The sequence below is a fragment of the Pseudomonas sp. LB3P25 genome, assembly GCF_054897985.1.
Genome location: NZ_CM142711.1, coordinates 6,648,622 through 6,666,691 on the forward strand (window position 1 = coordinate 6,648,622; position 18,070 = coordinate 6,666,691).

15 protein-coding genes are annotated in these 18,070 nt (G+C 59.9%); 8 read left to right on the top strand and 7 right to left on the bottom strand.

What is annotated here, in order from left to right; translation table 11 throughout:
* Positions 1 to 42: 42 nt before the first annotated feature.
* From bioD to bioB, 5 genes are all read right to left on the bottom strand, one after another.
* A complete protein-coding gene (gene bioD / locus ACYZTW_RS30670; protein ID WP_462002987.1) occupies positions 43 to 723 on the bottom strand; it encodes a dethiobiotin synthase in 681 nt (226 codons plus the stop codon).
* Positions 720 to 1,532: a malonyl-ACP O-methyltransferase BioC gene (gene bioC, locus ACYZTW_RS30675; RefSeq protein ID WP_462002988.1), complete on the bottom strand. Its 813-nt coding sequence runs from the start codon at positions 1,530 to 1,532 to the stop codon at positions 720 to 722. Before bioC ends, bioD begins: the two co-directional genes overlap by 4 nt.
* On the bottom strand, positions 1,525 to 2,256 hold the full coding sequence (locus tag ACYZTW_RS30680) for an alpha/beta fold hydrolase (protein WP_462002989.1): 732 nt from the start codon (positions 2,254 to 2,256) through the stop codon (positions 1,525 to 1,527). Before ACYZTW_RS30680 ends, bioC begins: the two co-directional genes overlap by 8 nt.
* A complete protein-coding gene (gene bioF / locus ACYZTW_RS30685; RefSeq protein WP_462002990.1) occupies positions 2,249 to 3,427 on the bottom strand; it encodes an 8-amino-7-oxononanoate synthase in 1,179 nt (392 codons plus the stop codon). The genes ACYZTW_RS30680 and bioF overlap by 8 nt, the downstream gene beginning before the upstream one ends.
* A gap of 169 nt (positions 3,428 to 3,596) precedes the next feature.
* Positions 3,597 to 4,652 carry a biotin synthase BioB gene (gene bioB / locus ACYZTW_RS30690; RefSeq protein WP_462002991.1) on the bottom strand — a complete coding sequence of 352 codons (1,056 nt, stop codon included), beginning with the start codon at positions 4,650 to 4,652 and terminating at the stop codon, positions 3,597 to 3,599.
* A 92-nt stretch (positions 4,653 to 4,744) separates the two neighbouring features.
* On the opposite strand from bioB, the gene ACYZTW_RS30695 reads away from it, so the two are divergent.
* The 5 genes from ACYZTW_RS30695 (at position 4,745) to rarD (ending at position 10,838) form a co-directional block, all read left to right on the top strand.
* Positions 4,745 to 5,485, top strand: coding sequence for a ComF family protein (locus ACYZTW_RS30695; RefSeq protein WP_462002992.1), 741 nt, complete (start codon positions 4,745 to 4,747; stop codon positions 5,483 to 5,485).
* Between the two features lie 184 nt (positions 5,486 to 5,669).
* Positions 5,670 to 6,434, top strand: a complete 765-nt coding sequence (locus ACYZTW_RS30700; protein ID WP_462002993.1) for a TOBE domain-containing protein — start codon at positions 5,670 to 5,672, stop codon at positions 6,432 to 6,434.
* A gap of 230 nt (positions 6,435 to 6,664) precedes the next feature.
* A complete protein-coding gene (locus tag ACYZTW_RS30705; RefSeq protein WP_462002994.1) occupies positions 6,665 to 8,566 on the top strand; it encodes a PhoX family protein in 1,902 nt (633 codons plus the stop codon).
* 208 nt (positions 8,567 to 8,774) lie between these two features.
* Positions 8,775 to 9,749, top strand: a complete 975-nt coding sequence (locus ACYZTW_RS30710; RefSeq protein ID WP_462002995.1) for a serine/threonine protein kinase — start codon at positions 8,775 to 8,777, stop codon at positions 9,747 to 9,749.
* Positions 9,750 to 9,950: 201 nt separating this feature from the next.
* The gene (gene rarD, locus ACYZTW_RS30715) at positions 9,951 to 10,838 is read left to right on the top strand and encodes an EamA family transporter RarD (RefSeq protein WP_462002996.1); all 888 of its coding nucleotides are present in this window, start codon (positions 9,951 to 9,953) and stop codon (positions 10,836 to 10,838) included.
* Positions 10,839 to 11,054: 216 nt separating this feature from the next.
* On the opposite strand, the gene ACYZTW_RS30720 is transcribed toward rarD, so the two are convergent.
* Positions 11,055 to 11,573 (bottom strand): glycine cleavage system transcriptional repressor, encoded by a 519-nt coding sequence (locus ACYZTW_RS30720; RefSeq protein ID WP_046029919.1) that lies wholly within the window; start codon positions 11,571 to 11,573, stop codon positions 11,055 to 11,057.
* Between the two features lie 601 nt (positions 11,574 to 12,174).
* Between ACYZTW_RS30720 and ACYZTW_RS30725 the strand changes: the two genes are divergently transcribed.
* Complete coding sequence (locus tag ACYZTW_RS30725; protein ID WP_462002997.1) at positions 12,175 to 14,364, top strand: malate synthase G; 2,190 nt, start codon at positions 12,175 to 12,177, stop codon at positions 14,362 to 14,364.
* Positions 14,365 to 14,555: 191 nt separating this feature from the next.
* On the opposite strand, the gene ACYZTW_RS30730 is transcribed toward ACYZTW_RS30725, so the two are convergent.
* A complete protein-coding gene (locus tag ACYZTW_RS30730; RefSeq protein ID WP_462002998.1) occupies positions 14,556 to 15,002 on the bottom strand; it encodes a response regulator in 447 nt (148 codons plus the stop codon).
* A gap of 252 nt (positions 15,003 to 15,254) precedes the next feature.
* Between ACYZTW_RS30730 and ACYZTW_RS30735 the strand changes: the two genes are divergently transcribed.
* Positions 15,255 to 17,195 carry a putative nucleotidyltransferase substrate binding domain-containing protein gene (locus ACYZTW_RS30735; protein ID WP_462002999.1) on the top strand — a complete coding sequence of 647 codons (1,941 nt, stop codon included), beginning with the start codon at positions 15,255 to 15,257 and terminating at the stop codon, positions 17,193 to 17,195.
* Complete coding sequence (locus ACYZTW_RS30740) at positions 17,192 to 17,899, top strand: 3'-5' exonuclease (protein ID WP_462003000.1); 708 nt, start codon at positions 17,192 to 17,194, stop codon at positions 17,897 to 17,899. The genes ACYZTW_RS30735 and ACYZTW_RS30740 overlap by 4 nt, the downstream gene beginning before the upstream one ends.
* Positions 17,900 to 18,070: the final 171 nt, after the last annotated feature.

An 18,070-nucleotide genomic window follows, 5' to 3' on the forward strand; every position in this document is an offset into this window, starting at 1 on the left:
TGGCACTGTGCCTTGTCATAGTTAAAACCCCTGCCAGAAAACTCAGTCCAATAGATCCAGCTGCAGATACTCCGCCACCGCTTCAGCCGTCACCAACTTGAGTTTCGGCACCCGCCCCAGGCACGGTGCCGGGATCCGCTCAGCGAGTGTCGCAAGGTTTTCTTCCAGACGCGAAGTCTTCGGATCGATGATGTTGGCCACCCACCCCGCCAGCTGCAAACCATCCTGAGCAATCGCCTCAGCCGTCAGCAGCGCATGGTTGATGCAACCCAGGCGCACCCCCACCACCAGGATCACCGGCAGATCCAGGGCCATCGCCAGGTCCGACAGATTGTCCTGATCTGCCAACGGCACCCGCCAGCCTCCAGCACCTTCGATCAAGGTGAAATCCGCCTGCATATCGAGAATCTCCTGCATCGGCGTCAACAGTGATTGCACCGTCAATGCCACGCCGGCCTCCCGCGCTGCCAGATGTGGCGCGATCGGCGGCTCGAACGCCACTGGGTTGACCTGCGCATAAGTCAAAGGCAACGAGCACTGCGCCAACAGCGCCAATGCATCAGCGTTGCGCAAGCCCTTGGGCGTCACATCGCAACCGGAGGCGACCGGCTTGCCCGCCGCCGTGCTCAAACCGGCCGACCGCGCGGCATGCAACAAACCTGCTGCAATGGTGGTCTTGCCGACATCGGTGTCAGTGCCAGTGATGAAATAGGCTGCGCTCATAAAGGTTTCTCCAACACGGCGTAGACCACTTGATAAGTCGCCGGCAATCCTTCGGCCTGACGAAACTGCTCATAAGCCTCGATCAATCCGAGGATCCGCGCCCTGCCGGTCAAACCACCCGGCCGACCGGGGTTCAGGTTGTGGGCTCCCAGTGCCTTGAGTTCATGGGTCAGGCTACGCACATCCGGGTAATGCAACACGTGCGGTCGGGTTTCCAGACTCGCGACGCTCAACCCACTGTCCGCGCAAAGCTGTTGATAAACCCCGAACTCGCGGAAGCGGTTGACGTGCACCATGCCATCCACCTGACGCCAGCTGTCACGCAGTTCTAACAGTGTGCCCACGCACAGACTAGCAAACGCGAAAATTCCGCCAGGTTTCAATACGCGATTGGCTTCACTGAGTACCGAGGCGAAGTCCGCGCACCACTGCACCGCCAGGCTGGAGAAGATCAAATCGCAGGTCGAATCCTGCAACGGCAACCGCTCGGCATCGCCTGCGATGAAATGCGTTGCACCACCCAATGGCCGGGCGTGGTTGAGCATGCCTTCGGCGATGTCCAGTGCCAGCCCGTTACTGGCAGGAAATCGCTCGCCCAATGCACGGCTGAAATGCCCGGTGCCGCAGCCCAGATCCAGCCAGACACCCGGCACGAAATCCTCTGGCAAACGACTCAACAATTCACTGCCAACATCTCGCTGCAATTCGGCCACGCTGTCGTAGCTTGCCGCCGCACGGGAAAAAGATGCCGCCACCTGGCGTTTGTCGGGCAAACCGCCGGGCAGGTTGGGAAGGGATAAATCAGTCATCACCGGACTCATGCAAAAAGGCCTGAATCGCCCCCGCCACACCGTGAGGGTCTTCCAGAAGAAACGCGTGACTGGCCTGCTCGATCAGACCGATTTCGACATCCGGCAGCAACGCCAGCAGTTCCCCCGCCGCTTCGGCTGGAACCAATCCGTCGAGGCCCGCGAACAAATGAAGTTGCGGGCCACGGAAGGCCTGCAAAGCCTGGCGGGTATCCAGTTGTGCGAGCAACTCCAGGCCGCTCATCAGCACCTCTGCCGAAGTGTGTGGCGCCCCACCGAGCAACAGCCGAGACAATCCACGCGGGTCTTCGGCACCCTGAGCGCAGAGCAGCGAGAAACGTTTCAACGTCATGCGAGGATCAGCCTTGCAACCGGCCAGAAACGCATCGAAGGTTTCGGCAGGCATCGCACTCGGCCATTGCTCATGGGCGACAAAAGAAGGATTGCTCGCCAGCGTCAGCAAGCCGCAGCAGCGATCGCCGCGCCGGGCAGCCAACGCTGAAGCGAGCATGCCGCCGAGCGACCAACCGCCGAGCCAGGCGTCCTGAGGCAACGTCGAATCCAGCTCATCGAGCCACTCCTCAAGATCGCTTGATTCCAGTTCCGGCAACGGCTCGATCTCGACACGCAAGTGTTCATCCAGTCCTTGTAACGCGGCCGCCAAGGGCTCCAGGGGAGAAATTCCGAGGCCCCAGCCAGGCAGCAAAATCAGGCGATCACGCATGGCTTGGCTCCGGTCCCAGTTGTTGAAAACAATCGGCCAGTCCATTTAACAATAGCTGCACCTGCGCCTCGCTGTGCGCGGCGGTCAGGGTCACACGCAGTCGGGCGCTGCCGGCGGGCACGGTCGGTGGACGGATCGCAGTCACCATCAGACCGCGCTCACGCAGCATCTGCGACAGCCGAACCGCACGCCCGGCATCGCCGATCATGATCGGCTGGATCGGCGTGAAGCTGTCCATCAACTCCAGGCCGATCTGCTCGGCACCGTGGCGGAATTGGCGAATCAGCGTGTTCAGATGCTCACGTCGCCAGTGTTCGCTGCGCAGCAACTCAAGACTTTTCAGCGTCGCGCAGGCCAGCGCCGGCGGCTGGCTGGTGGTGTAAATGTAGGGACGGGCGAACTGGATCAGGCTCTCGATCAGCTCCTCGCTGCCCGCCACAAAAGCCCCGGCCGTGCCGAACGCCTTGCCGAGGGTGCCGACCAGTACCGGCACGTCTTCCTGGCTCAGGCCGAAATGCTCGACGATCCCGCCGCCATTGGCGCCAAGCGGACCAAAGCCGTGCGCGTCATCGACCATCAGCCATGCACCTTTGGCTTTCGCCTCCCTAGCCAACGCCGGTAGGTCGGCTATGTCGCCGTCCATGCTGAACACCCCGTCGGTGACCACCAGGGTATGGCCGGTCGCCTTCTCGAGACGCTTGGCCAGGCTCGCCGCATCGTTGTGCAGATAGCGATTGAAGCGCGCACCGGACAACAGCCCCGCATCCAGCAGTGACGCGTGATTGAGCCGGTCTTCCAGCACCGTATCGCCCTGCCCCACCAACGCAGTGACTGCGCCGAGGTTGGCCATGTAACCGGTGGTGAACAACAACGCGCGCGGGCGACCGGTGAAATCGGCCAGGGCTTCTTCCAGCGCGTGATGCGGGCTGCTGTGGCCGATCACCAAATGCGACGCCCCGCCGCCGACGCCCCAACGGGCCGCACCGGCGCGCCAGGCTTCAATCACTTGCGGGTGATTGGCCAGGCCCAGGTAGTCGTTGTTACAGAACGCCAGCAACGGCTGACCATCGACCACCACCTCCGGGCCTTGAGGGCTTTCGAGCAATGGGCGTTGGCGATAAAGATTTTCGGCACGACGGGCAGCAAGGCGTGCGGCGAGATCGAAAGACATGCAGGCCTCGTGGATCAGAATTCAGAAGCGATCGCTGTACCTTGTGGGAGCGAGCCTGCTCGCGAAGAGGCCATAACATTCAACATCTATGTTGAATATCAAATCGCATTCGCGAGCAGGCTCGCTCCCACAGTGTTTTGCATTTCAATCAGAGGTATCGGTAGCGCGATCAAACAGCAGCGTTATAGAACTGCTCGCTGCTCTTCTGCTCAACCAGCGCTTGTTCGATCGCGGCCTGATGGACTTCGTCTGCGTGCTCTTCGCGCGCTTCCGGCAAGATGCCCAGGCGCGAGAACAGTTGCATGTCCTTGTCGGCTTGCGGGTTGGCGGTGGTCAGCAATTTTTCGCCGTAGAAAATCGAGTTGGCGCCAGCGAAGAATGCCAGGGCCTGCATCTGCTCGTTCATCGCTTCGCGGCCGGCGGACAGGCGCACGTGGGATTGCGGCATCAGAATGCGTGCGACTGCGAGCATGCGGATGAAGTCGAACGGGTCGATATCGTCGGCATTTTCCAGCGGCGTACCGGCGACTTTCACCAGCATGTTGATCGGCACCGACTCCGGGTGCTCAGGCAGGTTGGCCAGCTGGATCAGCAGATTGGCGCGATCGTCGAGGGACTCGCCCATGCCGAGGATGCCGCCGGAGCAGATCTTCATCCCCGAATCACGCACATAAGCCAGGGTTTGCAGGCGCTCGCTGTAAGTACGGGTGGTGATGATGCTGCCGTAGAATTCCGGCGAGGTATCAAGGTTGTGGTTGTAGTAGTCGAGGCCGGCCTGGGCCAGCGCTTCGGTCTGATCCTGATCCAGACGACCGAGGGTCATGCAGGTTTCCAGGCCCATGGCTTTCACGCCTTTGACCATTTCCAGCACGTAAGGCATGTCTTTGGCCGACGGGTGTTTCCACGCCGCGCCCATGCAGAAACGGGTCGATCCGATGGCCTTGGCGCGAGCGGCCTCTTCGAGGACCTTCTGCACTTCCATCAGTTTTTCTTTTTCCAGGCCGGTGTTGTAGTGACCGGACTGCGGACAATATTTGCAATCTTCCGGGCAGGCACCGGTTTTGATTGACAGCAGCGTCGACACCTGGACCCGATTGGCGTCGAAATGCGCGCGGTGCACCGTCTGCGCCTGGAACAACAGGTCGTTGAATGGCTGAACGAAGAGTGCTTTGACTTCGGCCAAAGACCAGTCATGACGCAGGGTTGCAGTGGTGCTGGCGCTCATGGGCGTTTCCTTTGTTTTATGCTTGGCAAGCGGCTGGGGAATGGAATACCCACAGACGCGACACGGATGTTCGGCATATTTAAGGAAGACTTATGCGCTGTCAACCACGATACGAAGGACCGGTTTACATCTGGTTAAAAAACGACCAGCCCTGTTTGCTCTGCACAGAACCCACCGATGAAAGCACACCCATCTGCATGGCCTGTGAAACGGAGTTGCCCTGGATGGGCGATCAATGCCAAACCTGCGCCCTGCCGTTGCCCGCCGCTGGCCTGACCTGCGGCCAATGCCTGAAACAACCGCCAGCCTTCGAACGGGTCGCCGCGCCCTGGGCTTACAGCTTTCCGGTGGACACGTTGATCACGCGCTTCAAACATTCTGCAAAGTGGCCGTTTGGCCGCCTGCTCGCCGAACTTCTCGCGCAATTCCTGCAAAATCGCTTCGATGAGGATCTAGAACGGCCCGACGCCCTGATCCCAGTGCCGCTGGCCACCAAACGCCTGCGCCAACGGGGTTTCAACCAAGCGGCGATGCTCGCTCGCTGGCTCAGCACCAGCCTCGACATACCGTGCGATGAAACGCTGCTGCTGAGGGTTCAGGACACCAGCGCGCAACAGGACCTGAATGCCGAGGCCCGCAAAAAGAACCTGCGTAACGCCTTCGCTCTGGCACCCGGTGCTGTCATCAATGGTCGTCACCTGGCGCTGGTGGATGACGTACTGACCACCGGCGCCACGGCCCAAGCCCTGGCTCGTCTGTTGATGGACACCGGCGCCGCTCGGGTGGACGTCTATTGCCTGGCCCGTACACCCAAACCCGGCGACTTGGTTTGACCTAAGGACACAAAGCCTGTGGGAGCGAGCCTGCTCGCGAAGACGGACTGGCTTTCAACATAGATGTCGACTGAACTGACGCCTTCGCGAGCAGGCTCGCTCCCACAGGGACATAGCCTGACTTGACTCCCACGCGCCAAGCCGCCAACGTCCTCACCATCGTCACAGCCCAAAGCGTCTTGCCATGTCCTTGCCTACGTTGTTGTCCCAGCACATCGTCCGTCGTCCGCAGCGCATCGCGTTGCTGCAACACATCGCCGAACAAGGCTCGATTACCCGCGCTGCGAAAAGCGCGGGGCTGAGTTACAAAGCAGCCTGGGACGCCATCGATGAGCTGAACAACCTCGCGCAAAAACCGTTGGTGGAGCGCAGTGTTGGCGGCAAGGGCGGCGGTGGCGCCAAACTCTCCAGCGAAGGCGAGCGCGTATTGCGCCTGTATCAAAAGCTGCAAGCCTTGCAGGCTCAGGTGCTGGAAGCCGCCGAAGATGCCAGCGATCTGGACCTGCTCGGTCGACTGATGCTCAGAACCAGCGCACGCAATCAACTGCATGGCAAGGTCGTGGCAATTGATAACCAAGGGCACAACGACTGTATTCGTCTCGAATTGGCCGAAGGCTTGAGCATCGATGCGCAGATCACTCACGACAGCACCACGCGCCTGGAGCTGGAAACCGGCACCGAAGTGGTCGCACTGATCAAGGCCGGTTGGCTGGAGTTGCTAGGCATCGATCAAGTGGCAACACCCGGCAATAATTGCCTGAAGGGCATCATCGAGGAAATTCTCGACGCTGAAGACGGCCCCTGCGAAGTGCGCATCGGTCTGCCCAATGGCCAGACACTCTGCGCGCTGGCCGAACCGCTGCACTTGAAAACCCTCGGATTGACCGCTGATAAACCGGTGTTAGTGCAGTTCGCGCCATCCAACATCTTGCTCGGCACACCGCTCTAAATCAGGTGTTCCGCAACCCGTGTAGCAGCTGCCGAAGGCTGCGTTCGGCTGCGAAGCAGTCGTAAAACCGACACCGCGATTCTGAATGGGTATTGAGTTAACCGGCTGGCGACTGCTTCGCAGCCGAACGCAGCCTTCGGCAGCTGCTACAAGGATCGTGGCGAGTGACTGCAACAAAAGCGTCATCGATGCTCATTAAGGTGACTGCAAAAACCCGCAGGGAGCCTGATGTGAGCCTATTAGAAGACAACCAATCCACCGACCTCGAGAACATGGTCGGCCTCAGCCGCCGAGGTTTCATCAGCGCCGGCGCCCTTTGTGGTGCAGCGATGTTCCTGGGTGGCAACCTGCTGAGTCGCAGCGTGCATGCCGCCAACGTCAGCGCCGGCTCCAGCAAACTGTTGGGTTTTGACAGTATTCCCGCCGCCACCAGCGACGCCATCACCCTGCCGCCAGGCTACAAATCCTCGGTATTGATCAGCTGGGGCCAACCCCTGCAGAAGAACGGCCCGGCATTCGACCCGAGTGGCAACGGCTCGGCCGAACATCAGGAAGTCCAGTTCGGCGACAACAACGACGGCATGAGCCTGTTCGAATTTCCCGGTGACCACAACCGGGCGCTGATGGCGATCAACAACGAATACACCAACTATCGCTACCTCTACGACCACGGCGGCATGCCTCAGTCGGCTGCAGACGTGCACAAGGCGTTGGCCTGTGAAGGCGTGTCGGTGATCGAAGTCCAGCGCCAGAACGGCCAGTGGCAGTTCGTCCAGGGCTCGCGCTACAACCGACGCATTCACGGCAACGCGCCGATCAGCCTGGGCGGTCCGGCCGCCGGCCACGAACTGTTGAAAACCAGTGCCGACCCACACGGCAAGAACGTCCTTGGCACCTTCCAGAACTGCGCCAACGGCAAGACGCCGTGGGGCACTTATCTGACCTGCGAAGAAAACTTCACCGACTGCTTCGGCAGCAGCAATGCCGAACAAAAGTTCGACGCCGCGCAAAAACGCTACGGCGCGGTGGCGGCCAGTAAAGAGATCAACTGGCACCCACACGACGAGCGCTTCGACCTGGCGAAAAACCCCAACGAACTCAACCGTCATGGCTGGGTGGTGGAAATCGACCCGTTCGACCCGCAATCGACGCCAGTCAAACGCACCGCGTTGGGTCGTTTCAAACATGAAAACGCCGCCCTGGCCGAAACCGGTGACGGTCACGCCGTGGTGTACATGGGCGACGATGAGCGCGGCGAGTTCATCTACAAATTCGTCAGCCGCGACAAGATCAACCATAAAAACCCCAAGGCCAACCGCGACCTGCTGGACCACGGCACCTTGTACGTGGCGCGCTTCGACGCGGGCGACGGCAATGCCAATCACCCAAAAGGCCAGGGCGAATGGATCGAACTGACCCACGGCAAAAACGGCATCGACGCCAGCAGCGGGTTTGCCGATCAAGCCGAAGTGCTGATTCACGCGCGCCTCGCGGCTAGCGTGGTGAAAGCCACGCGCATGGACCGTCCGGAATGGATCGTCGTCAGCCCCAAGGATGGCCAGGTCTATTGCACGCTGACCAACAACGCCAAGCGGGGTGAGGATGGGCAACCGGTGGGCGGACCGAACCCTCGCGAGAAGAACGTCTACGGACAGATTTTGCGCTGGCGCACTGACCGTGACGATCACGGTGCCAAAAGCTTTTCCTGGGACCTGTTTGTGGTCGCCGGCAACCCCGGTGTTCACGCCGATACGCCTAAGGGCGGCTCGTCGAACATCACGCCGCAGAACATGTTCAACAGCCCGGACGGCTTGGGTTTCGACAAGGCTGGGCGCTTGTGGATTCTCACCGATGGCGATTCGAGCAATGCCGGCGACTTCGCGGGCATGGGTAACAATCAGATGCTGTGTGCCGACCCGGTAACCGGGGAAATTCGTCGCTTCATGGTCGGGCCGGTGGGCTGCGAGGTGACGGGGATCAGCTTCTCACCCGACCAGAAGACCTTGTTTGTCGGGATTCAGCATCCAGGGGAGAACGGTGGGTCGACGTTCCCTGAGCATCTGCCGAATGGCAAGCCGCGGTCGTCGGTGATGGCCATTTCCCGTGAGGACGGTGGGATCGTCGGCGCCTGATAAGCCCCTTCGCGAGCAGGCTCGCTCCCACATGGGGTCTGCGGTGTGCACAGGATTTGTGACACACAGGAGATCCCTTGTGGGAGCGAGCCTGCTCGCGAAGGCGTCACCCCGGAAAACACTCATCTCAAGCGTTAACACTAAAGAAGCCCCGTCTGCGCTACCATGCTTGGCCGGACGCGGCAGCCTGCCGCGCGCAGGAGTCAGCATGGCCCACCCGTTTGCAACCCTCACCCCAGACCTCGTGCTCGATGCCGTCGAAAGCATCGGCTTTCTCAGCGACGCGCGCATTCTGGCGCTCAACAGCTACGAGAACCGTGTCTATCAGGTCGGTATCGAAGACTCCGAGCCGCTGATCGCCAAGTTCTACCGCCCCCAGCGCTGGACCAACGAAGCGATTCTCGAAGAACACCAATTCACCTTCGAACTCGCCGAGTGCGACGTTCCGGTGGTTGCGCCGATGATTCACAACGGTGCCAGCCTGCACGAACACAATGGTTTCCGATTTACCCTGTTCCCCCGCCGTGGTGGCCGTGCGCCGGAGCCTGGTAATCTCGATCAACTGTATCGCCTGGGGCAACTGCTCGGTCGCTTACACGCCGTCGGCACTACAAAACCGTTCGAACACCGCGAAGCGCTGGGTGTGAAGAACTTCGGTCATGACTCGCTGACGACATTACTCGAAGGCAATTTCGTACCCAAAAGTCTGCTGCCGGCCTACGAGTCCGTGGCCCGCGACCTGCTCAAACGGGTGGAAGAGGTCTACAAGGCCACGCCGCACCAGAACATCCGCATGCACGGCGATTGCCACCCCGGCAACATGATGTGCCGCGACGAGATGTTCCACATCGTCGATCTGGACGACTGTCGCATGGGCCCGGCGGTGCAGGACATCTGGATGATGCTTGCCGGTGATCGTCAGGAATGTCTCGGTCAGTTGTCGGAATTGATGGACGGCTACAGTGAGTTCCACGACTTCGATCCGCGGGAACTGGCGTTGATCGAACCGCTGCGCGCCTTGCGCCTGATGCACTACAGCGCCTGGCTCGCCCGGCGCTGGGATGACCCGGCGTTCCCGCACAGTTTTCCGTGGTTCGGTACGGAGCGGTATTGGGGGGATCAGGTGTTGGCGTTACGTGAACAACTCGCCGCACTCAACGAAGAGCCGCTAAAACTCTTCTGACCCAACAGCCCCCTGTGGGAGCGAGCCTGCTCGCGATGACGGCGACACATTCAGCACATCAGTAGCTGACACACCGCCATCGCGAGCAGGCTCACTCCCACAGTCAGGTGTTCACAATTGCCCAACCTATTCATGCAGGACACTCGTAGACAAATCTCCTTACAATCCCCTCTTTGTTAGCTGCCTAAGCAAGGATTCTGCATGCAAGCCGCCAACCCGCGTCGCGGGTACATCCTGGGCCTGAGTGCCTACATCATCTGGGGACTTTTCCCGCTCTACTTCAAAGCCATCGCCAGCGTGCCCGCCGTGGAGATCATCATCCACCGAGTGCTCTGGTCCGCGCTGTTCGGCTCCATGCTGCTGATGGTGTGGAAACATCCGGGCTGGTGGCGCGAGTTGCGTGACAACCCGAAACGCCTGGCGATCCTGGCCCTGAGCGGCACGCTGATCGCAGCCAACTGGCTGACCTACGTCTGGTCGGTGAACAACGGGCGCATGCTCGAAGCCAGTCTCGGTTACTACATCAACCCGCTGGTGAACGTGCTGTTGGGCATGCTGATCCTTGGCGAACGACTGCGGCGCATGCAATGGCTGGCGGTTGGCCTAGCGGCGGTCGGCGTCGCGCAGCAGGTCTGGCAAGTCGGCAGTCTGCCGTGGGTGTCCCTGGTGCTGGCGCTGACCTTCGGCTTCTACGGACTGATCCGCAAGCAGGCACCGGTCAAGGCGCTGCCGGGGCTGGTGGTGGAAACCTGGATGCTGGTGCCGATTGCCGTCGCGTGGTTGCTGTTCAACCCCACCGCGACCAGCGCTCAGGCCGAATTCTGGACCACGTCCGAAGCCTGGTGGCTGGTGGCCGCCGGTCCGGTGACGCTGGTGCCGCTGGTGTGTTTCAACGCCGCTGCACGGCATTTGCCCTACACGACCCTGGGATTCCTCCAGTACCTGGCGCCGACGCTGGTGCTGTTGCAGGCCGTTCTGCTGTTTGGCGAGCATTTGTCGTCGAGCACACTGGTAGCGTTCATCTTTATCTGGGCAGGCCTGGCGGTTTACAGCGTCGACGCGTGGATAAGTCTGCGCCGCCGTAGCTGATCAAAAAACGCACAAACCTCTGCAGGCCACGGCAACCGTGGCCTGCATCGATCCTTCCCAAGGTTATCCACAGCGTGATCCCCGGCGTTTGTGCGCAAGTCCCTGAAACTGCTGGTTTTTTGATCAAATCCTGAAGAACCCCGGCCGACGTGGCCTGGCGAGCTGTCTCTACAGGTTATCCACAGGCAGGTGCACGTATAACTTGGATAACCTTATTCAGGGCTCACTGCGCAGCACCAATTCGACCATCAAATCGTCCGCCAGGGTTTCCAGGCGCGATTGCAGCACGTCCAGGGACAACGTCAGAGGCACGGCCAGAATCGCTTCAGCGTGGAATAAAGGCTCGCTGCTCATCGGCGCCGGACGTACTTCGGTCACCAGACGTTCCAGGTTCACCCCCTGTTCACTCAGCAGACGCGTGATGTCGCGTACGATCCCCGGGCGGTCATTGCCTACCAGTTCCATGGCAATCGGTTTCCAGGTGCAGGATTGCTCGATACCGCTTTCGGCGATCAACACACGAATGCCTTGGGCGGACAACGCCTGTAGGGCATCGACCAGTTCATCGTAGGCCTCGGCCGGCACGCCCACGCGAAGAATCCCGGCGAACTGCCCGGCCATGCGCGACATGCGGCTCTCCAGCCAGTTGCCGCCGTGCTCGGCGATGCATTGGGCAATGCGCTCGACCTGCCCTGGCTTGTCCGGAGCGAAAACAGTGAGTACGAGGTGGTCCATGGCGCATCCCTCTTGTCATGACTTTTGTTATAGAAGACCAAGTATAGGCAAGGCGCCGGAGTCAGCTCAGTAAAGCTTTTCTGTGGCGAGGGAGCTTGCTCCCGTTCGGCTGCGAAGCAGTCGTGAATCAGCTAACGCGGTCTGTCTGAATTATGTAGGGGCCGCTTCGCGCCCCAGCGGGAGCAAGCTCCCTCGCCACAAAAGCAACTCCCCCATAGCCGTACAGCAAAGATTATGTGTACAAGTTTTTATATTTAACTGGAACAATCCAATAGTTTTTTGAGAACATCCCGTTCCCCGACGTGACTGCAATGCGTCATGGCGTCGCAGAACGACGTAATTAGTCTAATTTTCACAAGCGCAATTCATCATGTAGTATGCCGCAGCGCGCACTACATAACGTTGGATCGATGTCTGCCACAGGCACAATCGCAGCCCTGAAAGCCCTATCAGCAAGGCCTCAAAGCCGTTGATCGGTTCCATCCCAGCCGCCCGAAATGGCATGTACTGGTGGAAAGGGTTTGTGGTTTAAATAGCCAGAGGCTTCATTGTTAAATTGAAGAGCTGAAAAGCGAAATAGCTGAGCAGAGTGAGGCAAGCAATGACTGAACACGTTCAAGTCGGTGGCCTGCAGGTCGCCAAAGTCCTGTTCGACTTCGTGAACAACGAAGCCATTCCCGGTACCGGCCTCACCGCCGATAAGTTCTGGGCCGGTGCCGACAAGGTCATTCATGACCTGGCGCCGAAGAACAAAGCCCTACTCGCCAAACGCGATGATTTCCAGGCTCGTATCGATGGCTGGCACCAAGCGCGCCGAGCTCCTGAGAAAGCCCAGGTGCATGACGCCGTGGCTTATAAAGCCTTCCTGCAAGACATCGGTTATCTGCTGCCAGAAGCGGCCGATTTCCAGGCAACGACGCAAAACGTCGATGACGAAATCGCCCGCATGGCCGGTCCACAGCTTGTGGTTCCGGTGATGAACGCCCGTTTCGCGCTCAATGCCTCGAACGCCCGTTGGGGTTCGCTGTATGACGCGCTCTACGGCACCGATGCCATCAGCGAAGCTGACGGCGCGGAAAAAGGCAAAGGCTACAACAAGGTTCGCGGCGACAAGGTCATCGCCTTCGCCCGTGCCTTCCTCGACGAAGCCGCGCCATTGGCTGCCGGCACTCACGTCGATTCCACCGGCTACAAGATCGTTGACGGCAAACTGGTGGTCGCCCTTAAAGGTGGCAGCAACAGCGGCCTGCGCAACGATGTACAGCTGATCGGTTTCCACGGCGATGCAGCCGCACCGACCGCGATCCTGCTGAAAAACAACGGCCTGCACTTCGAAATACAGGTCGACGCCAGCACCCCGGTCGGCCAGATCGATGCTGCCGGCCTCAAAGACATCCTGATGGAAGCCGCGCTGACCACCATCATGGACTGCGAAGACTCCGTCGCCGCCGTCGATGCCGATGACAAAGTGGTGATCTACCGCAACTGGCTCGGCCTGATGAAGGGCGATCTGTCGGAAGAAGTCTCCAAGGGCGGTCAGACCTTTACCCGCACCATGAACGCCGACCGCACTTACACCGCCCTCGATGGCAGCGAACTGAGCCTGCATGGTCGTTCGCTGCTGTTCGTGCGCAACGTCGGTCACCTGATGACCATCGACGCGATCCTCGATAAGGATGGCAACGAAGTGCCGGAAGGTATCCTCGACGGTCTGGTCACCAGCCTCGCGGCAATCCACAGCCTCAACGGCAACAACTCGCGCAAGAACAGCCGCACCGGCTCGGTCTACATCGTGAAACCGAAGATGCATGGCCCGGAAGAAGCGGCGTTCACCAACGAGCTGTTCGGTCGCATCGAAGAAGTGCTCGGCTTGCCAGGCAACACGCTGAAAGTCGGAATCATGGACGAGGAACGCCGTACCACGGTCAACCTCAAGGCCTGCATCAAGGCAGCCAGCGAGCGTGTAGTGTTCATCAACACCGGTTTCCTCGACCGTACCGGTGATGAAATCCACACCTCCATGGAAGCCGGCTCGATGGTGCGCAAGGCGGACATGAAGGCTGAGAAGTGGATCGGCGCCTACGAGAACTGGAACGTCGATATCGGTTTGAGTACCGGCCTGCAAGGTCGCGCCCAGATCGGTAAAGGTATGTGGGCCATGCCGGACCTGATGGCAGCGATGCTCGAACAGAAAATCGCTCACCCGATGGCCGGCGCCAACACCGCCTGGGTTCCCTCGCCAACCGCTGCTGCGCTGCACGCGCTGCACTACCACAAGGTCGATGTGTTCGCCCGTCAGGCCGAACTGGCCAAACGTGCACGCGCTTCGGTGGATGACATCCTGACCATCCCGTTGGCCGTCAATCCAGACTGGACTGCAGAACAAATCAAGAACGAACTGGACAACAACGCCCAGGGCATTCTCGGTTATGTGGTGCGCTGGATCGACCAGGGCGTCGGTTGCTCGAAAGTGCCGGACATCAACGACGTCGGCCTGATGGAAGACCGTGCGACGCTGCGTATTTCCAGCCAGCACATCGCCAACTGGCTGCGTCACGGCGTCGTCACCGAAGATCAGGTTATGGAAAGCCTCAAGCGCATGGCGCCGGTGGTTGACCGTCAGAATGCCAATGACCCGCTGTATCGCCCGCTGTCACTGAACTTCGACAGCAACATCGCCTTCCAGGCGGCGGTCGAACTGGTGGTCGAAGGCACGAAGCAGCCGAACGGCTACACCGAGCCGGTTCTGCACCGTCGCCGCCGCGAGTTCAAGGCTGCCAACGGCCTGTAACCAAGTGCTGACACCGGACAAAAAAAAGCCCTGATCGAAAGATCAGGGCTTTTTAATTTGCGAATGCGATCCCTGTGGGAGCGAGCCTGCTCGCGAAGAGGGAGTGTCAGTCGATATAAACGTTTGCTGTCACACCGCCTTCGCGAGCAGGCTCGCTCCCACAGGGAATGTGCGAACCAGACAGGTCTGAACTAAGGCTCCATGCCTAATTCATGCTTGACCAGCGCCAACAGCTTGCCGGTATCGACAGGCTTGAGCAGGAAATCGACCACGCTCAAATGCATTGCAGCGATCGCATCTTTCACGTCTGCATCACCGGAAACAATGATGACCGGCATTGCCGCCCGAACCGACTCACGAACCTGGCGGATCAGGTCCAGGCCATCGACATTTCCCATCCGCAGATCGGTAATCACCAGGCCAATCGATGGCGTCGTGTCCAACAGCTTGAGTGCAGTTTCGCCACTGGCGGCGGTCATGCAGCGCACCCCGTCTAGCGCCAGAATCTCCGACAGCAGCTCACGCGCGTCTTTATCGTCATCGACGATCAGCACCCGCTGTGGCGGCAGGTCAGGCTCCAGCATGACGGCACTCAGCGCCTCGCGCTCGGCGTCACTCAAAATATCGTGGTCGGACATAGCTTTCTCTACGTTTTCAATTCAATTGCCATCACTTCCGTGTGACATCACCCAGCAGACCTTCAGGGTGCACTTCGTCGGAAAGTATTCCTATAGCCAATGTAGGAGGTTTTTCCCACAGTTGCGTCAGACATTTCCCAAATACCGACAGCTTCATTGCCTACCTAGACTTACGTCCAATGGGCACCCTGCGCGCAGGGGCCGACCATGGCTGAGTCATCCGACAACAACAATTCAAAAAAGACTGCGGTAATGGTTATGAGTAAAGCGGACGCCTTCACACAGGCAGGGAAAACCGCGGTGTTGCAGAACATCCAGGGCACTTTGCAATTCCTTCAGCGCTTCCCGCCCTTCAATCAAATGGAACACGCCCACCTGGCGTACCTGGTCGAGCAGTGTCAGCTGCGTTTTTATGCACCTGGCGAGAGCATCCTCAAGCCCGCCGACGGCCCGGTTGAGCATTTCTACATCGTCAAGCAAGGCCGGGTCGTGGGTGAGCGTCCCCACACGGCTAAGGGTGGGACCGAAACCACCTTCGAAATCACCACCGGCGAGTGTTTCCCCCTCGCCGCCCTGCTGGGTGAGCGCGCGACTCGCACTGAACATCTGGCCGCCGAAGATACCTTTTGCCTACAGCTGAACAAGCTGGCGTTCATCAAACTGTTCGCGCTTTCCAACGCGTTTCGCGACTTTGCCCTACGCGGCGTGAGCAGCCTGCTGGATCAGGTCAACCAGCAAGTCCAACAAAAAGCCGTGGAAACCCTCGGCACCCAGTACTCACTCAATACCCGCCTGGGCGAATTGGCCATGCGCCATCCGGTGACCTGCAGCCCGACCACTCCATTGCGTGAAGCCGTGACCCTGATGCATGAGCAGCAGGTCGGCAGCATTGTGGTGGTCGACGAACATAAAGCGCCGCTGGGGATTTTCACCCTGCGCGACCTACGCCATGTGGTGGCCGACGGCACTAGCGATTTCAACGAAGCCATCGAGCGCCACATGACTCAGGCGCCGTTTTTCCTGTCGCCGGACCACAGCGCCTTCGATGCGGCAATTGCCATGACCGAGCGGCACATCGCCCACGTCTGCCTGGTGAAGGATCATCGCCTGTGCGGTGTGGTCTCGGAACGTGACCTGTTTTCCCTGCAGCGAGTCGATCTGGTGCATTTGGCGCGGACTATCCGCAGCGCCCAGAAGGTGGAAAACCTGGTAGCGATGCGCGGCGAGATTGGCCAACTGGTGGAGCGCATGCTGGCCCACGGCGCTTCTTCAACCCAGATCACGCACATCATCACCCTGCTCAACGACCACACCGTGTGCCGGGTGATCGAACTGACCCTCGCCGAGAAAGGCGACCCCGGCATTCCATTCAGTTGGCTGTGCTTCGGCAGCGAAGGCCGCCGCGAACAGACGCTGCACACCGATCAGGACAACGGCATTCTGTTCGAAGCCCGGGACGCGGCCCACGCCGCCGAGATTCGCGGCAAATTGCTGCCCATTGCCCAGCAGATCAATCAGAGTCTGGCGCTTTGCGGCTTCACCCTGTGCAAGGGCAACATCATGGCCGGCAACCCTGAGCTGTGTCTGTCCCGGGCCGAATGGTCGCGACGTTTTGCGGCGTTTATCCGCGAGGCAACGCCGGAGAACCTGCTGGGTTCGAGCATTTATTTCGACTTGCGCGTGGTCTGGGGCGACGAGCACGGCTGCGAGCAGCTGCGCCAGGGGATTCTCGATCAGGTGAATGACAACCGGCTGTTCCAACGGATGATGGCCGAAAACGCTCTGCGCAACCGCCCGCCCGTGGGACGTTTCCGTGAGTTCGTACTGGCTCGCAAGAATGGCGAGAAAGCCACCCTGGATTTGAAAGTCCAAGGGCTGACGCCTTTTGTCGACGGTGCCCGACTGCTCGCGTTGGCCCATGGGATAGAGGCGAACAACACGCTGGAGCGCTTTCGCCAACTGGTGGACAAAGAAGTCATCGAACGGCTGGACGGTGCGGCGTATGAAGAAGCCTATCACTTCATCCAGCAAACCCGCATGCAGCAACATCAGCTACAGACCCGGGAGAACTTGCCCTACTCCAACCGGGTCGATCCAGACAGCCTGAATCATCTGGATCGACGGATCCTGCGTGAATCCCTGCGCCAGGCACAACGCCTGCAAAGTAGCCTGACCCTGCGGTATCAGCTATGAGCCTGTTTTCATGGCTGCGCCCGGCAGGTCCGAGCCTTCCCGGCGAACTCCAACAACGTCTGCAACGCTTGCCATCGGCGGCAGAGCTTGGCGAATGCAGCCTGCGCGAACAGCGCTGGGTCGTGCTCGACCTGGAAACCACCGGGCTGAACCTGAACAGGGATCGGGTGTTGTCCATCGGCGCGGTGGTGATCGAGGACGGGGCGATCGATTTCAGCCAGCAGTTCGAACGCACATTACAATGCGCCGACATGAAGTTGGCTCCCAGCGTGTTGATCCATGGCTTGGGGCCGAGTGCGATTGCCGCGGGCAGTGATCCGGCTCAGGCCCTGGTCGAATTTATGGAATTTGTTGGCGACAGCCCAGTGCTGGCGTTTCACGCGCCGTTCGATCAGCACATGCTCGGGCGCGCGCTGAAAGACCATCTGGGCTACAAGTTGCAGCATCCATTTCTGGATGTGGCTGATATCGCGCCGTTGCTTTGCCCTCAGGCGCACATTCGCGATGCCGGGCTGGATCAGTGGATCGACTGGTTCAAACTGGAAGTGTTCGAGCGCCACAATGCCAGTGCCGATGCGTTGGCCACCGCTGAGCTGGCATTGATTTTGTTCAGCCGGGCGCGGCAGATGCAGATTCATAGCCCGTTGAATCTGCAGCAGCGGTTGAGTCAGTGGAAGCGGCGGCAGCACGCTCCTTCGTTCTAACAGCCACCGCAATTCTTTGTAGCAGCTGCCGAAGGCTGCGTTCGGCTGCGCAGCAGTCGTCAAACCGGCCACCACGGTCTGCCTGATGCACCGCATTCACTGATTTTACGACTGCTTCGCAGCCGAACGCAGCCTTCGGCAGCTGCTACAAGGTACTGTGCGGGTCCAAAA

Excerpts from the sequence above, each read along its gene's own strand:
- bioD (WP_462002987.1), bottom strand. The coding sequence starts at position 723 with ATGAGCGCAGCCTATTTCATCACTGGCACTGACACCGATGTCGGCAAG.
- bioC (WP_462002988.1), bottom strand. The coding sequence starts at position 1,532 with ATGACTGATTTATCCCTTCCCAACCTGCCCGGCGGTTTGCCCGACAAA.
- ACYZTW_RS30680 (WP_462002989.1), bottom strand. The coding sequence starts at position 2,256 with ATGCGTGATCGCCTGATTTTGCTGCCTGGCTGGGGCCTCGGAATTTCT.
- bioF (WP_462002990.1), bottom strand. The coding sequence starts at position 3,427 with ATGTCTTTCGATCTCGCCGCACGCCTTGCTGCCCGTCGTGCCGAAAAT.
- bioB (WP_462002991.1), bottom strand. The coding sequence starts at position 4,652 with ATGAGCGCCAGCACCACTGCAACCCTGCGTCATGACTGGTCTTTGGCC.
- ACYZTW_RS30695 (WP_462002992.1), top strand. The coding sequence starts at position 4,745 with ATGCGCTGTCAACCACGATACGAAGGACCGGTTTACATCTGGTTAAAA.
- ACYZTW_RS30700 (WP_462002993.1), top strand. The coding sequence starts at position 5,670 with ATGTCCTTGCCTACGTTGTTGTCCCAGCACATCGTCCGTCGTCCGCAG.
- ACYZTW_RS30710 (WP_462002995.1), top strand. The coding sequence starts at position 8,775 with ATGGCCCACCCGTTTGCAACCCTCACCCCAGACCTCGTGCTCGATGCC.
- rarD (WP_462002996.1), top strand. The coding sequence starts at position 9,951 with ATGCAAGCCGCCAACCCGCGTCGCGGGTACATCCTGGGCCTGAGTGCC.
- ACYZTW_RS30720 (WP_046029919.1), bottom strand. The coding sequence starts at position 11,573 with ATGGACCACCTCGTACTCACTGTTTTCGCTCCGGACAAGCCAGGGCAG.
- ACYZTW_RS30725 (WP_462002997.1), top strand. The coding sequence starts at position 12,175 with ATGACTGAACACGTTCAAGTCGGTGGCCTGCAGGTCGCCAAAGTCCTG.
- ACYZTW_RS30730 (WP_462002998.1), bottom strand. The coding sequence starts at position 15,002 with ATGTCCGACCACGATATTTTGAGTGACGCCGAGCGCGAGGCGCTGAGT.
- ACYZTW_RS30735 (WP_462002999.1), top strand. The coding sequence starts at position 15,255 with ATGGTTATGAGTAAAGCGGACGCCTTCACACAGGCAGGGAAAACCGCG.
- ACYZTW_RS30740 (WP_462003000.1), top strand. The coding sequence starts at position 17,192 with ATGAGCCTGTTTTCATGGCTGCGCCCGGCAGGTCCGAGCCTTCCCGGC.